Genomic DNA, 18,820 nt, shown 5'->3' with positions numbered 1-18,820 from the left:
CGGCGGGTGCCTTGTGCGGCGGGGGCCGCCGGGGCGGTGTCGGCCCCGGGCCCCGGCGCTTCTCTCTCGGCGCCGGTCAGCTCGCCGCCGAGGCGACCCGGTCGAGCGGCGCGGGCGCGGCAGGCGAGCGGGCGCGTTGGACCGTGACAGAGCGGGTGGGCACGGAGTCGGGGCTTCGTCAAGCGGGTGCTGCGCCACAGCCCCCTACCCGCGCGCCGCCCGTGCGGTCTTACCAGCAGACACTGGCTGGTGTCCCAATCCGGCCAGTCGGGGTTCGGCCTCGCGCCATTGCCGCGCCGGGAAAGGCGAATTACTTTCGCGTTGCCCACCCTGAACCGGATGAAGGAGTTTCCGGTGGTACGTATCAGACAGACCGCGATCGTCGGGACCGCCGCACTGGCCGTCCTCGCCGCGGGGATCGCCCCGGCATCGGCCGCGGGCACGACCATCCGCTCGGCCGACGACGCCCCCTACTCCGGCAACGTGCAGGCCTCGCTGGTCGGCGACGCGACCGTCTCCACGTCGATCGGCAGCGGCTCCTGCAGCCAGTCGACCATGACGGGGTCGATCAACTCCGACGGCACCGGCCTCAGCATCAGCAGCGCCGACTTCAGCAGCTGCACCGGCACCGCCTCCGTCACCATCACCGCGCAGGCCCTGCCGTGGACCGGCGGCAACGTCACCTACGACCCCGACCACACGGACGGCCGCGACGCGACGGTCACCATCGCCAACTTCAACGTCAAGGCCGTCGTCAACCTGTTCGGCGGCATCACCTGCGTCTTCGGCGGCAACCTCACCGCCAACGGCTACAACCCCGGCAACCCCGTCACGAACTCCGACCAGGCAGAGGTCGGCGTGAGCGGCGCCACGGTGAACAAGCAGTCCGGCAGCAGCTTCCTCTGCCCGTCCACCGCCACCGTCACCGCGACCTACGAGCTCAAGGGCGAGACCACCGCGGGATCCGGCACCTACGACCAGACCCTGCACGTCACGGAGTGATCACCAGAGGGGTGCGCTCCCGAGCGACGTGCTCCCACCGACGCGAATGATCGCTCCCGATGGAGAAGCGGGCCGCCCCCACGCGCGGGGGGCGGCCCGCGACGGCGTCGCGGCCCCGCCGGGTCAGCAGCCGACGAGCTGGGCGGCCAGGAACGACTCGACCTGGCCGATCGCGATCCGCTCCTGGCTCATCGAGTCGCGCTCCCGGACGGTCACCGCGTCGTCCTCGAGGGTGTCGAAGTCGACCGTGACGCAGAACGGGGTGCCGATCTCGTCCTGCCGGCGGTACCGGCGGCCGATCGCGCCCGCGTCGTCGAAGTCGACGTTCCAGTTGCGGCGCAGCCGCGCGGCCAGGTCGCGGGCCTTCGGCGACAGGTCGGCGTTGCGCGACAGCGGCAGCACCGCGACCTTGACCGGGGCGAGCCGCCGGTCAAGCCGCATCACGGTCCGCTTCTCGAGCTTGCCCTTGGCGTTGGGCGCCTCGTCCTCGGCGTAGGCGTCCATCATGAACGTGAGCGTGCACCGGTCGACGCCCGCCGCCGGCTCGATCACGTACGGGGTGAACCGCTCGCCGGACTCCTGGTCGAAGAACGACAGGTCCGCGCCGGACGCCTTGGAGTGCGTCGACAGGTCGTAGTCGGTGCGGTTGGCGATGCCCTCCAGCTCGCCCCACTCGCTACCGACGAAGTCGAACCTGTACTCCACGTCGACGGTCCGCTTGGAGTAGTGCGAGAGCTTCTCGGCCGGGTGCTCGTACAGCCGCAGGTTCTCCTTGCGGATGCCGAGGTCGACGTACCACTGCAGGCGCTCGTCGATCCAGTACTGGTGCCATTCCTCGTCGCTGCCGGGCTTGACGAAGAACTCCATCTCCATCTGCTCGAACTCGCGAGTCCGGAAGATGAAGTTGCCCGGCGTGATCTCGTTACGGAACGACTTGCCGATCTGCCCGATGCCGAACGGCACCTTGCGGCGGGCGGACTGCTGGACGTTCAGGTAGTTGATGAAGATGCCCTGCGCGGTCTCGGGCCGCAGGTAGGCCAGGCCCGACTCGTCCTCGACGGGGCCGAGGTAGGTCTTGAGCAGGCCGTTGAACATCTTCGGCTCGGTGAACGAGCCCTTCACCCCGCAGTTGGGGCAGGTGATGTCGGCGAGCCCGTTCGCGGGCGGGCGGCCGTGCTTCTCCTCGTAGGCCTCCTCCAGGTGGTCGGCCCGGAAGCGCTTGTGGCAGGACTGGCACTCGGTGAGCGGGTCGACGAACGCCTGCACGTGGCCGCTGGCCTCCCAGACCTCGCGCGCCAGGATGACGCACGAGTCCAGGCCGACGACGTCCTCGCGGCCCTGCACCATGGACTTCCACCACTGGCGCTTGACGTTGTTCTTCAGCTCGACCCCGAGCGGCCCGTAGTCCCAGGACGCGCGGAGCCCGCCGTAGATCTCGCTCGACGGGTAGACCAGGCCCCGCCGCTTGGCGAGGTTGACGATCGTGTCCAGCACATCGGAACGGCGTGCCATGAGTCTTCTCTCCATCCGGCTGGCGGTCGGCGGGTCAGTGCGAACGCCCCGGTCCCCCGGTGACGGCGGGACGGCGGCGATGGTGATCCCCGGTGATGGTGCGCTGTGAGAGCGGTGAGGCGCGGTCTCCCCGGCGCCTCAGAGCATTCCCCAGCTTAGGGCACCGGGAGCGGTCCCCGGACGGTACCGCCGGGGAGCGTCCCGGGCGTTCCGGTCATCCTTCCCGGAGGCCGGCCGGCCGCGGGACCCGCAGGTCAGCCGGGTCCGGGCCGGTGCGGCCCGCCGGTCAGCCCGCCGGTCAGTAGGCGCGGCCGTCGGCGAGGCTGGTGTCGATGTTGAGCGTGACGCCGCCGTGCCGCTCCTTGTGGGCGCCCCGGTACTGCTTGATGCGGCGGTGCGGCGGCCACCAGCTGTCCCGCAGGTACTTGTCGCCGTACACGCGCGCCTTGCCGTTCCAGTTGGCGAACCATATGCCGACGGGCTTGGCGATCCCCTTGGCCGCGCCCACGTCGTGCACGCCCGAGCTGGCGCTGCCGTAAAGGCAGGGCTTGTAGTGCTTCTTCTTCACCTGCTTCACCCAGGCGTTCACGAAGCGCAGGACGGCCGCCTTGCAGGTGGCGTTCCTGCTGTTGTAGGCCTCCAGGTCGAGGTAGATGGGCTTGTCGGCCGGGATCCCGAGGGCCTTGGCCTTCGCCGCGGCGTCCGTGGCGGTCTTCTTGCCCTGCGCCGCGGCGTTCCGTGCGCTGAACTTCTGCGGGCGCGTCCCGCACGGCGGCTGGAGGCCGACGTAGGTGGGCAGGATCCGGTAGCCCATCTCGTGGACCTTCTTCACCCACGAGGCGGTGAGGTTGGGTTGCGCGCAGCCGCGTGCGGCGCCGCCGATGTAGATGTTGGTGACCTTGTAGGACGACCGCCAGGCCCTCATCGTGGCGAGCGACGGAGCGGTGCAGGTGTCGAACCCCTTGCCGGAGGCATACCCGAGCCGGTCGGGCGGGCTCGTCCGGGCATCGCGCCGGCCCCCCGGATCCGGCGGCGTCGCGGCGTGCCCGGCCGGGGGCCGGCCGTGCGCGTGGCGCCTGACCTTCACCCGGGTGCCGCGCAGGACGTGCTGGAGCGCCGACGGGTCGGTCCCGTACACGCCGGTGATGCCGATGCCGGCCTCGGGCAGCGCCAGGCTGGTCTCGTGCCCGATGGACGGCTCGACGGTGAGCGAGCCGAGCTTGTCGGCGTGCACGACCGTGCGGGACGCCGCGACGCCGCGCAGCGGCTGGACGTGGACGGCCTCGGTGCGGCCGACCACCCGGGCCGGGCAGTCCGGCTGCGGCCCGGGGCGTCCCAGGTAGACGGCGTGCCGGTCGTAGCGGACGCAGGCGGACGGGTGCTCGTCGAGGCGGACGACCGTCCAGCCCGCGGGCACGGGAACGCGCACCCCGCGGTAGGTGACCGAGCGCGGTTTCGCCGAGGCGAGCGCGCCGCGGGGCGCCGCACGGGGCGTCCCGTGAGGCGCGCCGAGGATCAGCGTGGTGGCCTCGTGGGCCGCGGACCGCGCGGGGGCCGCCGCGTGGAGGGCGCCGAGGCCCGCGACGGCGGCCGTCCCGGTGGCCGTGCTGAGCAGGACGACAGCGGTCTGCGAGACGACACGGCGCATCACTTCTCCCCCGATGGACGCCGGGCCCGGCGGCGGCCGTCTCCCCCGCGGGCCGTCGGCATGATCATGACCAGGCGAAGATGACCTTGCCGGCCGGACCCGAAACCGGGACCGGCCGCTTCTTGCCCCGCCGTTTCCCGCTTCGTTGACTTGCGGCGAGTCGTCGTTGTCGCCGCCCGCATAACGACGACTCGCCGCAAGTCAACGCGGGGCGGAGGCGACGATCTCGTAGGCGCCGGGTTCGTCGAGGGCGAACGCGGCCAGCGGCATGAACTCGAGCCGCACCTCGTAGGCGCCGAGGGCGCGGCGGTAGTGGCCGGCGCCGTCCCATTCGGTGACGAGCGCCCACAGGCCGGGCTCGTCGACGGTCCTGGCGAGCCGCCCGGAGCGGAATCCGGTGCTGCGCGACAGCGCGGCGAGCACCGCGGTCATGCGTTCGGCGAATCCGTCCGCGTCCGCCGCGGGCACGCGGTACCGGGTTATCGCGATCATCCGCCCATCCTCGCAGTACGTTGGCCCCGTGGAGACTCGGAGCGGACGGGAACGGCCGGCGGGCGGCGTGCGGGCGGCGGTCGAGCGGTGGAGCGCGGCGCCGGTGGTGTTCCTGCACCGGCTGCCGCGCGCGGTGCTGCTCGTCGCGGTGTTCGCGCTGCTGGTGATCGGCATGGCGGGGACGGGCTGGGTGGCGGCGGCCGGGCTGCTGGTGCTGGCGGCGGCGCTGGCCTGGTTCGCGTTCCTGAACTGGCCGGAGCTGGCGGCGCAGGGACGGGTCCTGCGGATCGTCGCGCTGGCGGTGCTCGTCGGTTTCGCCCTGGGGCGGGGCATTGGACGGTTTTGACAACCGTTTTCATCTTCGTCCATAATCGGAGGGTGTTCCGACCTCGCTTCCCCTACCGCGCCGTACCCGCCGCGGCCCTCGCCGCCGGGCTCGGCGCGGCGCTGGCGGGCTGCGGCAGCGCCGTCGCGGACGTCCCGCCGGGCAAGACGAGCGTGGTCGCGTCGTTCTATCCCGCGGCGTGGCTCGCCAAGCGCGTCGGCGGCGGCGACGTGTACGTCCGGACGCTGACCGAGCCCGGCGCCGAGCCGCACGACCTGGAGCTGACGGCCCGGCAGGTCGCCCAGGTCGAGAAGGCCGACCTCGCGGTGTACGTCAAGGGCGTCCAGCCCGCCGTGGACGACGCGGTCGGCCGGCACGCCAGGGGCCGGTCGCTGGACGCGGCGAGCCTGGTGAGGACGCTGCCGCCGCCGTCCGGCGACGAGGGCGAGATCGAGGAGCACGACGGCGACCGGGGGCACGCCGACGTCGGCTACGACCCGCACGTCTGGCTCGATCCGGTCCGGATGGCGACGGTCGCGACGGCCCTCGGCGACCGGCTCGCCGAGGCCGACTCCGCGCACGCCGCCGCCTACCGGCAGCGGGCCCGAACCGTCGCCGCGCAGCTCGCCGGCCTCGACCGGCGCTACCGCGACGGCCTCAAGGACTGCGCGCGCCGCGACATCGTCACCGCGCACGCCGCGTTCGGCTACCTCGCCGAGCGGTACGGGCTGCGGCAGGTGTCGGTGGCGGGCCTCGACCCGGCGATGGAGCCGTCGCCGAAGCGGCTCGCCGCGCTGACCAGGGAGGTTCGCTCGACCGGCGCCACGACGATCTTCACCGAGAAGCTCGTCAGCTCGAAGGTCGCCGACGCGCTGGCCCGGGAGGCGGGCGTGCGGACGGCCGTGCTCGACCCCGTGGAGGGCGTCGAGAAGGGCTCCTCCGACGACTACATGTCCATCATGGACCGGAACCTGGGGACGCTGCGCCCCGCTCTGGAGTGCTCATGACCGACGGTGTTCGCGCGACGGACCGGGACGGGGCGCCGCCGCCCTTCGCGATGGCGGGCGGCGTCGTCCGGCGCGACGGCCGGGAGGTGCTGTCCGGCGTCGACCTGCGGGTCGAGGCCGGCGACGTGCTGGCGGTCCTCGGACCGAACGGGGCGGGCAAGTCCACGCTGGTCAAGGCGCTGCTCGGGCTCGTCCCGCTGGCCGCGGGCCGGACCGAGATCTTCGGCGAGCCGCCCGCCCGGTTCCGCGGCTGGCAGCGCGTCGGGTACGTCCCGCAGCGGCTGCCGATGGGCGGCGGCGTCCCGTCGACCGTCCGGGAGGTGGTGGCGTCCGGGCGGACCGCGCGGCGGTCGCGCTGGCTGCCCGCGCTGGTCACCGACCGGGCCGCCGACCGCGCCGCCGTGGACCGCGCGCTGGCGGCCGTCGGCCTCGCCGGCCGGGCCCGCGACTCGGCGCACCTGCTGTCCGGCGGGCAGCAGCAGCGGGTGCTGATCGCCCGCGCCCTCGCCGGCGAGCCTGACGTCTTCGTGATGGACGAGCCGACCGCGGGCGTGGACGCGGCGAGCCAGGCGGCCCTCGCGGCGACGCTGCGCGGCCTGGCGGACGCGGGCCGGACGGTGGTGCTGGTCGCGCACGAGCTCGGTCCGCTGGAGCCGCTGATCACCCGCACGGTCGAGCTGGAGCACGGCCGGGTGGCGCGCGAGAGCGCACCGAGCAGGACGGGGAGCACGACGGGGAGCAGGACGGGGAGCGCGGCATGACGGAGATGCTGGAGTTCGACTTCATGCGCATCGCGCTGGTGATGGCGGTGCTGATCGGCCTGACGGCCCCTGCGGTGGGCACGTTCATCGTGCAGCGGCGGCTGTCGCTGCTCGGCGACGGCGTCGGGCACATCGCGCTGACCGGGATCGGGCTCGGGCTGCTGACCGGGTCGTCGCCCGTCCTGGGCGCGCTGGTGGTGGCGGTGCTCGGCGCGGTCGCGATCGAGGTGCTGCGCGCGCGCAGCCGCAGCGGCGCGGACGTTGCACTGGCGCTGCTGTTCTACGGCGGCCTGGCGGGCGGCGTGATCCTCACCAACGCGCAGGGCGGCGGCTCGAGCCTGCAGTCGTACCTGTTCGGGTCGATCAGCAGCGTGTCGGCGTCCGACCTGTACGTGGTCGCGGGGCTCGCGGTCGTGGTGCTCGGGATCGTCGCGGTGTTCGGCCGGGAACTGTTCCTGCTGTGCCAGGACGAGGAGGTGGCGCGGGCGGCGGGGCTGCCCGTCCGGTTCCTCAGCGTGCTGATCGCGGTGACCGCCGCGGTGACCGTGGTGATCGCGATGCGGGCGATCGGGCTGCTGCTGGTCAGCGCGCTGATGATCGTGCCGGTGGCGGCGGCGCAGCAGCTCGCCCGGGGCTTCCGGAGCACGATGCTGCTGGCGATGGGGGCCGGTGTACTCTCGGCGGTGTCGGGTCTCGCGGGCTCGTTCGAGTACGATCTCCCCCCTGGCCCCTCGATCGTGCTGCTGGCACTGGCGCTGTTCCTGGCGGCGGCCGCTGGAGGGACCGTGGTGCGCCGCCGGCGCGCCCGCCGGGACGGGGCGGCCGTGCCGGCCGGGACCGGCGAGCGGCCGCGCGTGGACGCCGAGGCGGAGGTGATCAGCGGATGACGACGGCCCGCCGCGACGCGGTGCGGCAGGCACTGGCCGGCTGCCAGGGCTTCCGCAGCGCCCAGGACATCTACGCCGACCTCCGCGCGGACGGCTCCAAGATCGGCCTGACGACGGTGTACCGGGCGCTGCAGGCGCTCAGCGACTCCGGCGAGGTCGACGTGCTGCGCACCGACGAGGGCGAGGCGGTGTACCGCGCCTGCCGCACCGAGCAGCACCACCACCACCTGGTCTGCCGCGCGTGCGGCCGGACGGTCGAGGTCGAGGGCCCGGCCGTGGAGCGCTGGGCGGACGCGATCGCCGCCGAGCACGGGTTCGTCGAGATCACGCACACCGTCGAGGTGTTCGGGACGTGCGCGGACTGCCGCTCGGCGTCCCGCTGACCCCGCAAACCCCGCCGGCCTCGCCGGCCTCGCCGGCCTGCTGACCAGCGGCCCGGCCGACCCGGCGCGCGGGGGCCGCGCAAGGCGCGTAGTTCACACGCTGCGTGTCGGTCTTTTGGCTGTTTGCAACAGGTACATCTAAAGCCTCGTATGTCATAAATGCCCCATTGCCACGGCGGGCCCGACGGCGGGCCTCTCGGGGGGCCATGGCGCGGCGACGGCACCCAGCTCGGCCCGCTCACCGCCCTCGACGTCACCGCGCACGAGATGACGCACGGCGTCACGTCCGCGACCGCGAACCTCACCTACTCCGGCGAGTCCGGCGGGCTGAACGAGGCGACGTCCGACATCATGGCCGCCGCCGTCGAGTTCTACGCGAACAACTCCGCCGACCCCGGCGACTACCTGGTCGGCGAGAAGGTCGTCCTGCCCGGATTCGGCCAGGCGGCGCTGCGCTTCATGGACAGGCCCAGCAAGGACGGCGAGTCGCCGGACGCCTGGTCGTCCGGCACCAAGAACCTCGACGTGCACTACTCCTCGGGCGTCGCCAACCACTTCTACTACCTGCTGTCGGAGGGCAGCGGCGCCAAGACGATCAACGGCGTCTCCTACGACAGCCCGACGTCCAACGGCTCCACCGTCACCGGCATCGGACGCGACGCCGCCACGAAGATCTGGTACCGCGCCCTCACCACGTACATGACGTCCTCCACCGACTACAAGGCCGCCCGCACGGCGACCTTGAACGCGGCCAAGGACCTGTACGGCGCGGGCAGCGCCCAGTACAACGCCGTGGCGGCCGCCTGGTCCGCCGTCAACGTGAACTAGGCATCGCGTGGCAGGCCCCCGCATCGTCACGCGATGCGGGGGCTTCCGCGTTCCGGCGGGCCGGCGTGGGAGACAATCGGATCATGGCTACGACACGCACCGCCAACGCGCACTGGGAAGGGCCGCTGCTCAGCGGCCAGGGCACGGTCTCGCTCGACTCGTCCAAGGTCGGCACGTTCGACGTGACGTGGGCGTCGCGCAGCGAGGAGCCGAACGGCCGGACGAGCCCGGAGGAGCTCATCGCCGCGGCCCACTCGACCTGCTTCTCGATGGCGCTCTCGCACGGCCTGGCCGGCGCCGGGAACCCGCCGGAGAAGGTGGACACCAAGGCGGAGGTCACCTTCCAGCCCGGCGAGGGCATCACCGGCATCCACCTGACCGTCCGGGCGAGCGTCCCGGGCCTGTCCGCCGACGCCTTCGAGAAGGCCGCGCAGGACGCCAAGGCGAACTGCCCGGTCAGCCAGGCCCTCAAGGGGACCACGATCACCCTGGACGCCGCGCTCGTCTGAGCCGGCCCCGCGTCAGCCGGTCGCGGCGGTGGGCTCCACCGGGTTGGGGAGCGCGCCGCCGTACCGGCGGTCGCGGCTCGCGTAGACCTCGCACGCGTGCCACAGGTGCCGGCGGTCGAAGTCGGGCCACAGCGTGTCGAGGAAGACCATCTCCGCGTACGCCGACTGCCACAGCAGGAAGTTGGACGTGCGCTGCTCCCCCGACGACCGCAGGAACAGGTCCACGTCCGGGATGCCCGGCTCGTCGAGGTAGCGGGCGAACACCTTCTCGGTGATCTTGTCGGGGTTGAGCCGGCCGTCCCGCACGTCCCGGGCGATCGCCGCGGCGGCGTCCGCGATCTCCGCGCGGCCGCCGTAGTTCACGCAGAACTGCAGGGTCAGCACGTCGTTGTGGCGCGTCATCTCCTCGGCCGTCTCCAGCTCCTTGATGACGCTGCGCCACAGCCGGGGGCGGCGGCCCGCCCAGCGCACCCGCACCCCCATGGAGTGCAACTGGTCGCGGCGGCGGCGGATCACGTCCCGGTTGAAGCCCATGAGGAAGCGGACCTCGTCCGGCGAGCGCCGCCAGTTCTCGGTGGAGAACGCGTACGCCGACAGGTACGGCACGCCCAGCTCGATCGCGCCCATGATCACGTCGAAGAGCGAGTCCTCGCCGCGCTTGTGCCCCTCGGTGCGCGGCAGCCCGCGCCCCTTGGCCCAGCGGCCGTTGCCGTCCATGACGATGGCGACGTGCTTCGGCACCAGGTCCGCGGGGATCGGCGGCGGCGTCGCGCCGTCCCGATGCGGTTCCGGGGGCAGAACGGCCCTTCTCACACTCTCTCCCTGTTGGTGTCGTCGCTGCGGCCCGCGCCGTCCGGCGGGTCGCCGGCGCCCTCGCGCTCGACGTGCCGCAGCGAGCGGATCCCGTGCTCCAGATGCCACTGCAGGTAGGCGGCGACGAGGCCGCTGCTCTCCACCCGGTGGCGGTGCTCGCTGGCGTCGGCGTACTCCCAGTCGCCGCGCAGCAGCGCCAGCATCAGCGCGAACGTCGGCGGCGCCGGCGTCGCGGCGCCGGGCTGCCGGCAGTTCGCGCAGACCGCGCCGCCCGCCGCGATGGCGAACCCGCGCAGCCCGCCGCGGGTGCCGCACCGGCAGCACTCGTCCAGCGCCGGGGCCCACCCGGCGACCGACAGCGAGCGCAGCAGGAAGGCGTCCAGGACGAGCCGCGGGTCGTGGCCGCGCTCGGCGAGCGTGCGCAGCCCGCCGACCAGCAGCAGGAACTGCCGCAGCGCGGGCTCGCCCTCCTCGCCCGCCAGCTTGTCGGCGGTCTCGAGCATCGCCGTCCCCGCCGTGTAGCGGGGGTAGTCGCCGACCAGCGCCTCGCCGTACGGGCGCAGCGTCTCGGCCTGGGTGATCAGGTCGAGCGAGCGGCGCTCGTACAGCTGGAGGTCGACGTGCGTGAACGGCTCCAGGCGCGCGCCGAAACGGGACTTGGTCTTGCGGACCCCCTTCGCCGCGGCGCGGATCCGGCCGCCGCGCCGGGTCAGCACCGTCACGATGCGGTCGGCCTCGCCCAGCTTCTGGGTGCGCAGGACGATGCCTTCGTCGCGGTAGAGGGTCACCCGTTCATTCTCGCGCACTCGCCCGGGTGCCTCGTTGCGCCGCCACAGCATTTCCACAGGAACTTCACAAGTCCCCGGAATTCACCGTCTCCCCGGGATCTGGTCACGCTTCGTGACCGGTTTCGGCCGTGCGGTGACGGCCGAAGAGGTGGCCTGTCCCCACGGGGAGGTGTCAGCGTTGGAGCATGAGATGCCACATCGTGCCGCCGCACATGCTGGAGCGCATCGCGCGCAACGCCGACGACCCGGCCCTGCGCGCCCGGGCCCGCCGAACGCTGGCCCTCACCTCCGCCCACGCCACCGAACGCCGCCTCGCGGCCCCCGCCGCCGCGCCCGCCCCGTCCGGCGCGGCCGTCCCGAACCGGATGATCGCCGACGCCGGGCACAAGGAGCGGCTGCCCGGCACGACCGCCCGCGCCGAGGGCGCCGCCGCCACCGGCGACACGTCCTGCGACCAGGCCTACGACTGGCTCGGCGCGACCTTCGAGTTCTACGAGACCGCCTACGGCCGCAACTCGATCGACGGGGCCGGCCTCAAGATGATCTCGACGGTCCACTACGGCGAGCGCTACGACAACGCCTTCTGGAACGGCGAGCAGATGGTGTACGGCGACGGCGACGGGACGATCTTCACCGACTTCACCGGGCCGCTCGACGTCACCGGGCACGAGCTGACCCACGGCGTCACGCAGTACACCGCCAACCTCGACTACTCGGGGCAGTCCGGGGCGCTCAACGAGTCGCTCTCCGACGTGTTCGGCTCGCTGATCAAGCAGATGCACCTCGGCCAGACCGCAGACCAGGCCGACTGGCTGATCGGGCAGGGCCTGCTCGCCCCCGGCGTGAACGGCGTGGCGCTGCGCTCGATGAAGGAGCCCGGCACCGCCTACGACGACCCGCAGCTCGGCAAGGACCCGCAGCCCGCCGACATGAGCGGCTACGTCCGCACCTACGAGGACAACGGCGGCGTCCACATCAACTCGGGCATCCCGAACCGCGCGTTCTACCTCGCCGCCGTCGCGATCGGCGGGCACGCCTGGGAGAAGGCCGGGCGCGTCTGGTACGAGACCCTCACCGGCGGGTCGCTGGCGAGCGCCGTCGACTTCGTCGGCTTCGCCGCGGCGACCGTACAGACCGCGACCCGGCTCTACGGCGCGGACTCCGCCGAGACCACCGCGGTGGCCGACGCCTGGAAAGGGGTAGGCGTCTCACAGTGACAGGGTGGGCTGACGACGGCGTGGGGCGGTGATGGTGCGGTGAAGGTGACGGTCGTCCGCAGCGGCGGGTTCGCCGGGATCCGGCGGCGAGGCGAGGCCGACAGTGCGTCCGATCCGATGCTGGCGCGGCTGGTCGGCCGGGTCGATCTGGGGTCGGTGCCGCCGCCCGGCCGGATCCCCGACCAGTTCGTGTACGACATCGACATCGACGGCCGGCGCACCACGGTCGGCGAGGCCCAACTGAACGGCCCGCTCCGCGAGCTGGTCCACCACGTCCTCGGGCACGCCGAGTGATCCCGTGCCCGCCCCCGCACGGGCGGGAGCGCGGGTGCCTCCCGACACCCGCGCTCCGGGTCCCGCCGGCGCGGGAGCCGGTCAGCGCGTCCAGACGGCCGTGTCGGGCGGCAGCAGGCCGTCCGGCAGGGGCCCGCTCGCCAGCAGGACCTCGCCGGACGGAAGCGGGACGGGACCCGCACCGAGGTTGACCGCGCAGGTCAGGCCCGAGTCTCGGGTGAAGGCGAGCACGCTCTCCTGCGCCGGGAGCCACGTCATCGCGCCGTCGCCGAGGTGCGCGCGGCGGACGGCGAGCGCGGCGCGGTAGAGGGCGAGCATCGACCCCGGGTCGGCTTCCTGCGCCTCGACGGTCAGGTCCTTCCAGCCGGCGGGCTGCGGCAGCCACGGGTCGCCGCCGAACCCGAACGGCGGCCGGTCGCCCGACCACGGCAGCGGGACGCGGCACCCGTCGCGGCCCGGGTCGGTGTGCCCGGACCGGTGCCAGATCGGGTCCTGGCGCAGCTCGTCCGGGAGGTCCTCGACCTCGGGAAGCCCGAGCTCCTCGCCCTGGTAGATGTAGACGGCGCCGGGAAGCGCCATCGCCAGCAGCGCCGCCGCGCGCGCTCGGCGGACCCCGAGCGCCCGGTCGGTGGGCGCGCCGTGCCGGCGGTCCTGCAGGTCGAACGAGGTGTCGGCGCGGCCATAGCGGGTGACGGGCCGGACGACGTCGTGGTTCGCCAGCACCCAGGTCGGGGGCGCGCCGAGCGGCGCGTGCGTGGCGAGCGTCGTGTCGATCACCTTGCGCAGCGCGTGCGGCTCGAACGCGCAGTTGAGGAAGTCGAAGTTGAACGCGGTGTGCATCTCGTCGGGGCGCAGGTAGCGGGCGAAGCGCTCCTGGTCGGGCAGCCACACCTCGCCGACCAGCATCCGGCCCGGGTACTCGTCGGTGACCTTGCGCCAGCCCCGGTAGATGTCGTGGACGCCGTCCCGGTCGGTGTAGGGGTCGCCACCGTCCGGTTCAGCGTCAGGGTCCTTGACCAGCAGCGCCGCCGAGTCGATCCGGATGCCGTCGACGCCGCGCTCGTACCAGAACCGCAGCACGTCGTGGAACTCCTGGACGACGTCGGAGCTGTTCCAGTTCCAGTCGGGCTGCTCCGGCGCGAACAGGTGCAAGTACCACTCGCCGTCCGGGACGCGGGTCCAGGCGGGCCCGCCGAAGATCGACCGCCAGTCGTTGGGCGGCCCGTCGCCGCGTCCGCGACGGAACCAGAAACGCTCCCGCTCGGGCGAGCCGGGCCCGGCGGCGAGGGCCTCCCGGAACCACCGCGACCGGTCCGAGGCGTGGTTGGGCACCACGTCCAGGATGATCCGCAGGCCCGCGGCGTGCGCCTCGCCGATGAACGCCTCCGCCTCGGCGAGCGTGCCGAACACCGCCTCGACGTCGCGGTAGTCGGCGACGTCGTAGCCGCCGTCCGCCATCGGGGACGGGTACCACGGGTTCAGCCACAGCGCGTCGACGCCGAGCCCGGCGAGGTAGGGCAGCCGGTCGCGCAGGCCGGCGAGGTCGCCGACGCCGTCGCCGTTCCCGTCGGCGAAGCTGCGCGGGTACACCTGGTAGATCGCCGCGCCACGCCACCATGCTTCGGGCATGCGAGTACTCCTTGCTCGTTAAGAGGCGGATCGTGAAAGAGAGAGGGACGGCCGGAGTCAGCCCTTCAGGCCGCCCGCCGTGAGACCGGCCATGATGTGCCGCTGGAAGACGAAGAAGACGACGATGGTGGGCACGCTGGCGATGACCAGCGACCCGATCAGCACGTTCTGCGGCACCTGCACCGCCAGCGACGAGATCGCCACGCTGATCGTCTTGCGCTGCGCGTCGGGCAGCACCAGCAGCGGCCAGACGAAGTCGCGCCACACGTTGACGATCGTGAAGATCGACACGACGCCGAGGATGGGCCGCGATACCGGCAGGACCACCGACCAGAGGATCCGCGCGGGCGACGCGCCGTCCACCTCCGCGGCCTGGATCAGCTCGGTGGGGATCGAGTCGAAGAACCGTTTGAGCAGGAAGATGTTGAAGGCGTTCGCGGCGGCCGGCAGCCAGATCGCCCACGGGGTGTTCAGCAGGTTGACGTGCAGGAGCGGCAGGTCCTTCACGGTCAGGTAGGCGGGCAGCAGGATCACCATCGGCGGGACCATCAGCGTCGCCAGCATCAGCCCGAGCACCGCCCGGCCGAACATCGGGCGCAGCTTCGACAGCGCGTACGCGGCGGTGACGTCCACGCCCATCGTGAACAGCCACGCGCCGAGCGCGTAGACGAGCGTGTTGCGCAGGTACAGGCCGAGGTCGAGCTGCCGCCACGCCTCCCGGTACCCCGACAGGTCGACATGGTGCGGGAACACGTCCGGCGGGACGTCGGCCAGCTCGTCCGGCGACTTCATCGCGCCGGTGACCATCCAGTACAGCGGGAACACGAACACGAACGTGAAGACCACGACGATCGAGACGAGGGCCGTCCAGTAGACCGCCTTGCCGCGCCGGGTGCCGAGCGTGTGCGGCGAGACGAGGGTGCGCGTCCCGTTCATCGGCTACCTCGCCTCCTCGCGCGAGACGCGCAGGTAGACGGCGGAGAACACCATCAGGACGAGCATCAGCATCAGCCCGAGCGCCCCGCCGCCGCCGAAGTTGGTGAAGTTGAACGCGTACTGGTACATCAGGTACGCGACGGTGACGGTGGAGCCCTCGGGGCCGCCGCCGGTCAGCAGGTACGGCTCGATGAACACCTGCATCGTCGCGATGATCTGCAAGAGCAGCATCACCAGCAGGATCAGCCGGGTCTGCGGGATCGTGATGTGCCGGATCCGGCGGAACAGCCCCGCCCCGTCCAGCTCGGCCGCCTCGTACAGCTCGCCGGGGATGCTCTGCAGCGCCGCCAGGTAGATCAGCGTCCCGCTGCCGAGGTTCATCCACGTCGACACGATCACCAGCGAGATCAGCGCGGTGCTGGTCGAGTCCAGCCAGCTCAGCCCCGGCAGGTGCGCGGCGTGCAGGATCTGGTTGAACAGACCGGGCCCAGGATCGTAGAACCATTTAAAGAGCAGCACCGCGACCGCCGGGGGCAGCATCACCGGCAGGTACACCACGAACCGCAGGTAGGCGCGGGCGTGCTTCAGCTCGTTCAGCACGATCGCGACGGCGAACGGGACGACGTACCCGACGACCAGCGCGAGCAGCGTGAACTCCGCTGTGTTGACCCACGCGTCCGTGAACCCGGGATCGGCGAACACGGTGCGGAAGTTGTCGAACCCGACCCAGCGCGCCTCGCCGACGAAGTTGGTCTTCTGGAAGCTGAGCAGCACCTCGCGGACGATCGGGTACCAGGAGAAGAACGCGAAGCAGATCAGCGCCCCGCACAGGAACCCGTACGCGGTCAGGTTGCGCTTCACGGTGCGCCGGGTGCGCGACGGGCGCCGCCGCGAGCGGGCCGCGGCGGGACGGACGAGCGTCCGCGCTGTGGTCATCTGTCACTCCAGGTGTGGGGTCCGGGGCGCCGGCCGCCACGTCCGATACGGTGCGCGGGCCGGCGCCCCGCGGGTGCGGGCGTCAGCTCCCCGACCGGGCGAGCGCGGCGTCGGCCTTCTTCTGCGCGTCCGCGAGCAGCTGGTCGATGTTCGCGTCACGCCTGGTCAGCACGGCCTGGACGACCGAGTCGAGGATCGTGTAGAGCTGCTGCGCCTGCGGCGGCTCCAGCTTCCCGGGCACCTTGCCATAGGCGTCCTCGTACGGCTTGAAGTTCCCGACGGGCAGGTTCGCGGCGTCCGCGCGCAGCTGCCTGTCCTTCTCCCCCACCGCGTTCTGGCCGAACAGCTTCGGCTGCGGGATGCCGACGGGACGGCCGTCCTTGGCGGCGCGCGCGTAGTTCAGCTGGCCCTGGCCTGGAGTGAGCATCGCGTAGTCGAGCCACATGAGCCCGGCCTTGATCTTCTCCGGGGACGCCTTCGGGCTGAACAGGTAGCCGTCACCGCCCATCAGCGTCCCGACGGATCCGGGGATCGGCGCCATCCCGTAGTCCTCGTACTTGCCCTTGAACTGGTCGACCAGCGCGGTCGCGTTGTCGGGGGCGCCGAGGTACATGCCGAGCTTTCCGGCCGCCATCATCCGCTGCACGTCGGCGTCGACCAGCAGCTGCTTGCTGCCCATCGAGTCGTCGGTCCAGCGCATGTCCTTGAGGTTCTGCAGGACGGCCCTGCCCTGCGGGCTGTTGAACGCCGCCTTCTTGCCGCCGGCGTCGACCATGTCGCCGCCCTGGCTGTAGATCGAGGTGGCGAAGTGCCAGCCGCCCTGGTTCTTGGCGCTGAACTCGGCGTACCCGACGGTCCCGTCGCCGAGGGCGCTGATCTTCTTGGCGTCCTCGCGGACCTCCGCCCACGTCGTGGGCGGCCGGTCGGGGTCGAGACCGGCCTTCTTGAACAGGGCCCGGTTGTAGAACAGGCCCATCGAGTAGTTCTGCCGGGGCAGGCCGTAGACCTTGTCGCCGTCCTTGAAGACCTTCTCCACGGCCGGGTCGACGTTCGGGTATTGCTTGGACTGCCCGATGTACGGGGTGATGTCGGCGGCCTGGCCGTTGGCGATGATGGCGCGCACGTCGGTGAAGTAGACGTAGTAGACGTCCTCCATCTGCCCGCCCGCCAGCTTCGCCTGGAAGGTGTTCGGGTCGATGCAGGGGAAGGCGTCCTTGCCCTCGATCGTGATGTTGGGGTGCAGCTTCTCGAACGCGGCGACGTCCTCGAGCCACTCCCTGCGCTGCGCGGCCTGGCTCTTGGCCGGCATGCAGCCGACCGTGATCGACACCTTGGTGCCGGCGTCCAGGGGCGCGGTGTCCTTGCCACCGGAGCCGTCCCCGCCGCAGCCGGCGACGGTGGCGCCGAGGGCCGCGGCGAGCGCGGTGGCGAGAATCCGGGATCTCATGGGGTTCCCTCCTGGGCCGTTGGTCGGCCGATTGCGAGGAACATACAGAGATCAACATCACAGTGCAATAGATGAATGAATATTCGCAAAAACTCAACAATTGGAAACACCCGCAGCGCAATGCACCCCAGAACGACGAAAGCCGCCCCGCATGGGGACGGCTTTCGGACAGACCGGATGAGGCGGCGGCTCAGCCGCGCGCGGTCCTGACCCGCGCGGTGGACGCGCGGACGACCAGCTCCGGCTCGTACAGCAGCTCCTCCGCCGCGACCGGCCCGCCCTCCACCTGGCTCACCAGCAGCGTCACGGCGGCCCGCCCGATCGACTCGATGGGCTGCCGCACGGTGGTGAGCGGCGGGCTCACGCAATTCATGAACGCCGAGTCGTCATAACCGACGACCGAAACATCCTCCGGCACCGACATGCCGAGCCGGCGCACGGCCCGGATCACGCCGAGCGCCAGCGGGTCGCTGGCGCAGATGACGCCGGTCACGCCGTCGCGGATCAGCCGTCCGGTGACGGCCTGGCCGCCCTCCAGCGAGAACATGCTGCGCCGCACCCACGCGGCCGGCAGGTCCACGCCGGCGCGCTCGGCGGCGGCGCGGGCGGCGGCGAGCTTGCGGTTGGACGGCACATGGTCCTGCGGGCCGAGGACCATGCCGATGCGCTCGTGGCCGAGCGACAGCAGGTGCGCGAACGCCTGCTCGGCGGCCACGGCGTCGTCGGTCGACGCCTGCGGGAAGCTGAGCTTCTCACTGGCCGCGTTGACCAGCGCGACGGGCAGCCGCACGTCCCGCAGCCGGTGGTAGTGGTCGTGCCGGGCGTCCGCCTCGGCGTACAACCCGCCCGCGAAGATCACCCCGGACGCCTGCTGCTGCAGCAGCATCTCCACGTAGTCGGCCTCCGACAGGCCGCCCGGCGTCAGCGTGCACAGCACCGGCGTGAACCCGCGCTGCGCGAGCGCACCGCCGACCACCTCGGCCAGCGCCGGGAAGATCGGGTTGCCGAGCTCCGGCAGCACCAGCCCGACCAGCCGGGCCCGCTCGCCGCGCAGCTGGGTCGGGCGCTCGTAGCCGAGCACGTCCAGCGCGGTCAGCACGGCGGCGCGGGTCGCGTCGGAGACGCCCGGCTTGTCGTTCAGCACCCGGCTGACGGTGGCCTCGCTGACCCCGACCTTCTTGGCGACCTCGGCCAGTCGACGTGTCATACCGCAACCATACGACACAATCTTGCAAGCTGCTTGCGTTCCTTGCAGAACCACCAACCGTGGACCCGGTTGAACACAGACACGGAAGACCAGACCCCAGCCACCGGCACGGGCAGGCACGCGGAGCGAGTGCAGCGAGCGCAGCGGGCCTGCCCGGCGGTCGGCAGGCTGTTTCGCGCGGAGCTCTAGCGGAGCGGGA

At 72.1% G+C, this 18,820-nt stretch carries 20 protein-coding genes; 10 read left to right on the top strand and 10 right to left on the bottom strand.

The features are described 5' to 3' along the window. Positions 1–354 precede the first annotated feature (354 nt). On the top strand, positions 355–1,002 hold the full coding sequence (locus tag F8568_RS44530) for a hypothetical protein (protein ID WP_151600195.1): 648 nt from the start codon (positions 355–357) through the stop codon (positions 1,000–1,002). A 123-nt stretch (positions 1,003–1,125) separates the two neighbouring features. On the opposite strand, the gene F8568_RS44525 is transcribed toward F8568_RS44530, so the two are convergent. The 3 genes from F8568_RS44525 to F8568_RS44515 form a co-directional block, all read right to left on the bottom strand. Further along, positions 1,126–2,514: a glycine--tRNA ligase gene (locus F8568_RS44525; protein WP_151600194.1), complete on the bottom strand. Its 1,389-nt coding sequence runs from the start codon at positions 2,512–2,514 to the stop codon at positions 1,126–1,128. A gap of 298 nt (positions 2,515–2,812) precedes the next feature. Further along, on the bottom strand, positions 2,813–4,162 hold the full coding sequence (locus tag F8568_RS44520; RefSeq protein WP_151600193.1) for a glycoside hydrolase domain-containing protein: 1,350 nt from the start codon (positions 4,160–4,162) through the stop codon (positions 2,813–2,815). A 201-nt stretch (positions 4,163–4,363) separates the two neighbouring features. Continuing rightward, positions 4,364–4,654: an antibiotic biosynthesis monooxygenase family protein gene (locus tag F8568_RS44515; RefSeq protein WP_151600192.1), complete on the bottom strand. Its 291-nt coding sequence runs from the start codon at positions 4,652–4,654 to the stop codon at positions 4,364–4,366. 28 nt (positions 4,655–4,682) lie between these two features. Between F8568_RS44515 and F8568_RS44510 the strand changes: the two genes are divergently transcribed. The 7 genes from F8568_RS44510 to F8568_RS44480 all read left to right on the top strand — a co-directional run bounded on the left by F8568_RS44510 (position 4,683) and on the right by F8568_RS44480 (position 9,354). Beyond that, positions 4,683–5,000, top strand: a complete 318-nt coding sequence (locus tag F8568_RS44510) for a DUF6703 family protein (protein WP_151600191.1) — start codon at positions 4,683–4,685, stop codon at positions 4,998–5,000. A gap of 32 nt (positions 5,001–5,032) precedes the next feature. Next, entirely contained in the window at positions 5,033–5,986 is a 954-nt protein-coding gene (locus F8568_RS44505) for a metal ABC transporter substrate-binding protein (RefSeq protein WP_151600190.1), read from the top strand. Then, positions 5,983–6,747 (top strand): metal ABC transporter ATP-binding protein, encoded by a 765-nt coding sequence (locus F8568_RS44500; RefSeq protein ID WP_151600189.1) that lies wholly within the window; start codon positions 5,983–5,985, stop codon positions 6,745–6,747. Before F8568_RS44505 ends, F8568_RS44500 begins: the two co-directional genes overlap by 4 nt. Further along, positions 6,744–7,634, top strand: coding sequence for a metal ABC transporter permease (locus tag F8568_RS44495; RefSeq protein WP_151600188.1), 891 nt, complete (start codon positions 6,744–6,746; stop codon positions 7,632–7,634). The genes F8568_RS44500 and F8568_RS44495 overlap by 4 nt, the downstream gene beginning before the upstream one ends. Continuing rightward, a complete protein-coding gene (locus F8568_RS44490; RefSeq protein ID WP_151600187.1) occupies positions 7,631–8,017 on the top strand; it encodes a Fur family transcriptional regulator in 387 nt (128 codons plus the stop codon). The genes F8568_RS44495 and F8568_RS44490 overlap by 4 nt, the downstream gene beginning before the upstream one ends. Before the next feature lie 159 nt (positions 8,018–8,176). After that, positions 8,177–8,845: a M4 family metallopeptidase gene (locus tag F8568_RS44485; RefSeq protein ID WP_202126089.1), complete on the top strand. Its 669-nt coding sequence runs from the start codon at positions 8,177–8,179 to the stop codon at positions 8,843–8,845. A gap of 83 nt (positions 8,846–8,928) precedes the next feature. Then, complete coding sequence (locus F8568_RS44480; RefSeq protein ID WP_151600186.1) at positions 8,929–9,354, top strand: OsmC family protein; 426 nt, start codon at positions 8,929–8,931, stop codon at positions 9,352–9,354. 12 nt (positions 9,355–9,366) lie between these two features. Here F8568_RS44480 and F8568_RS44475 read toward each other — a convergent pair whose 3' ends face one another. Continuing rightward, entirely contained in the window at positions 9,367–10,167 is an 801-nt protein-coding gene (locus tag F8568_RS44475; protein ID WP_151600185.1) for an isoprenyl transferase, read from the bottom strand. Beyond that, positions 10,164–10,955: a DNA repair protein RecO gene (recO, locus tag F8568_RS44470; RefSeq protein WP_328601313.1), complete on the bottom strand. Its 792-nt coding sequence runs from the start codon at positions 10,953–10,955 to the stop codon at positions 10,164–10,166. Before recO ends, F8568_RS44475 begins: the two co-directional genes overlap by 4 nt. 185 nt (positions 10,956–11,140) lie before the next feature. Between recO and F8568_RS44465 the strand changes: the two genes are divergently transcribed. Together F8568_RS44465 and F8568_RS44460 are read left to right on the top strand one after the other, a co-directional pair. Next, entirely contained in the window at positions 11,141–12,172 is a 1,032-nt protein-coding gene (locus F8568_RS44465; RefSeq protein ID WP_151600183.1) for a M4 family metallopeptidase, read from the top strand. Between the two features lie 39 nt (positions 12,173–12,211). Continuing rightward, positions 12,212–12,466 carry a protealysin inhibitor emfourin gene (locus F8568_RS44460; protein WP_151600182.1) on the top strand — a complete coding sequence of 85 codons (255 nt, stop codon included), beginning with the start codon at positions 12,212–12,214 and terminating at the stop codon, positions 12,464–12,466. Between the two features lie 81 nt (positions 12,467–12,547). On the opposite strand, the gene F8568_RS44455 is transcribed toward F8568_RS44460, so the two are convergent. The 5 genes from F8568_RS44455 to F8568_RS44435 form a co-directional block, all read right to left on the bottom strand. Further along, a complete protein-coding gene (locus F8568_RS44455) occupies positions 12,548–14,095 on the bottom strand; it encodes a glycoside hydrolase family 13 protein (protein WP_151600181.1) in 1,548 nt (515 codons plus the stop codon). Positions 14,096–14,152: 57 nt separating this feature from the next. Next, positions 14,153–15,031, bottom strand: a complete 879-nt coding sequence (locus tag F8568_RS44450) for a carbohydrate ABC transporter permease (RefSeq protein ID WP_151600180.1) — start codon at positions 15,029–15,031, stop codon at positions 14,153–14,155. Between the two features lie 3 nt (positions 15,032–15,034). Next, positions 15,035–15,967 (bottom strand): carbohydrate ABC transporter permease, encoded by a 933-nt coding sequence (locus F8568_RS44445; RefSeq protein WP_151600179.1) that lies wholly within the window; start codon positions 15,965–15,967, stop codon positions 15,035–15,037. A gap of 82 nt (positions 15,968–16,049) precedes the next feature. Next, positions 16,050–17,414 carry an ABC transporter substrate-binding protein gene (locus F8568_RS44440; RefSeq protein ID WP_151600178.1) on the bottom strand — a complete coding sequence of 455 codons (1,365 nt, stop codon included), beginning with the start codon at positions 17,412–17,414 and terminating at the stop codon, positions 16,050–16,052. Between the two features lie 190 nt (positions 17,415–17,604). Then, positions 17,605–18,621 carry a LacI family DNA-binding transcriptional regulator gene (locus F8568_RS44435; protein WP_151600177.1) on the bottom strand — a complete coding sequence of 339 codons (1,017 nt, stop codon included), beginning with the start codon at positions 18,619–18,621 and terminating at the stop codon, positions 17,605–17,607. Positions 18,622–18,820: the final 199 nt, after the last annotated feature.

Origin of the sequence: Actinomadura physcomitrii (genome assembly GCF_008923205.2) — a bacterium.
In the GTDB taxonomy this organism is placed as follows: Bacteria; Actinomycetota; Actinomycetes; order Streptosporangiales; family Streptosporangiaceae; genus Spirillospora; species Spirillospora physcomitrii.
Note: the sequence above shows the minus strand (reverse complement) of the source record. Positions and strands in the feature narration are given on the sequence as shown.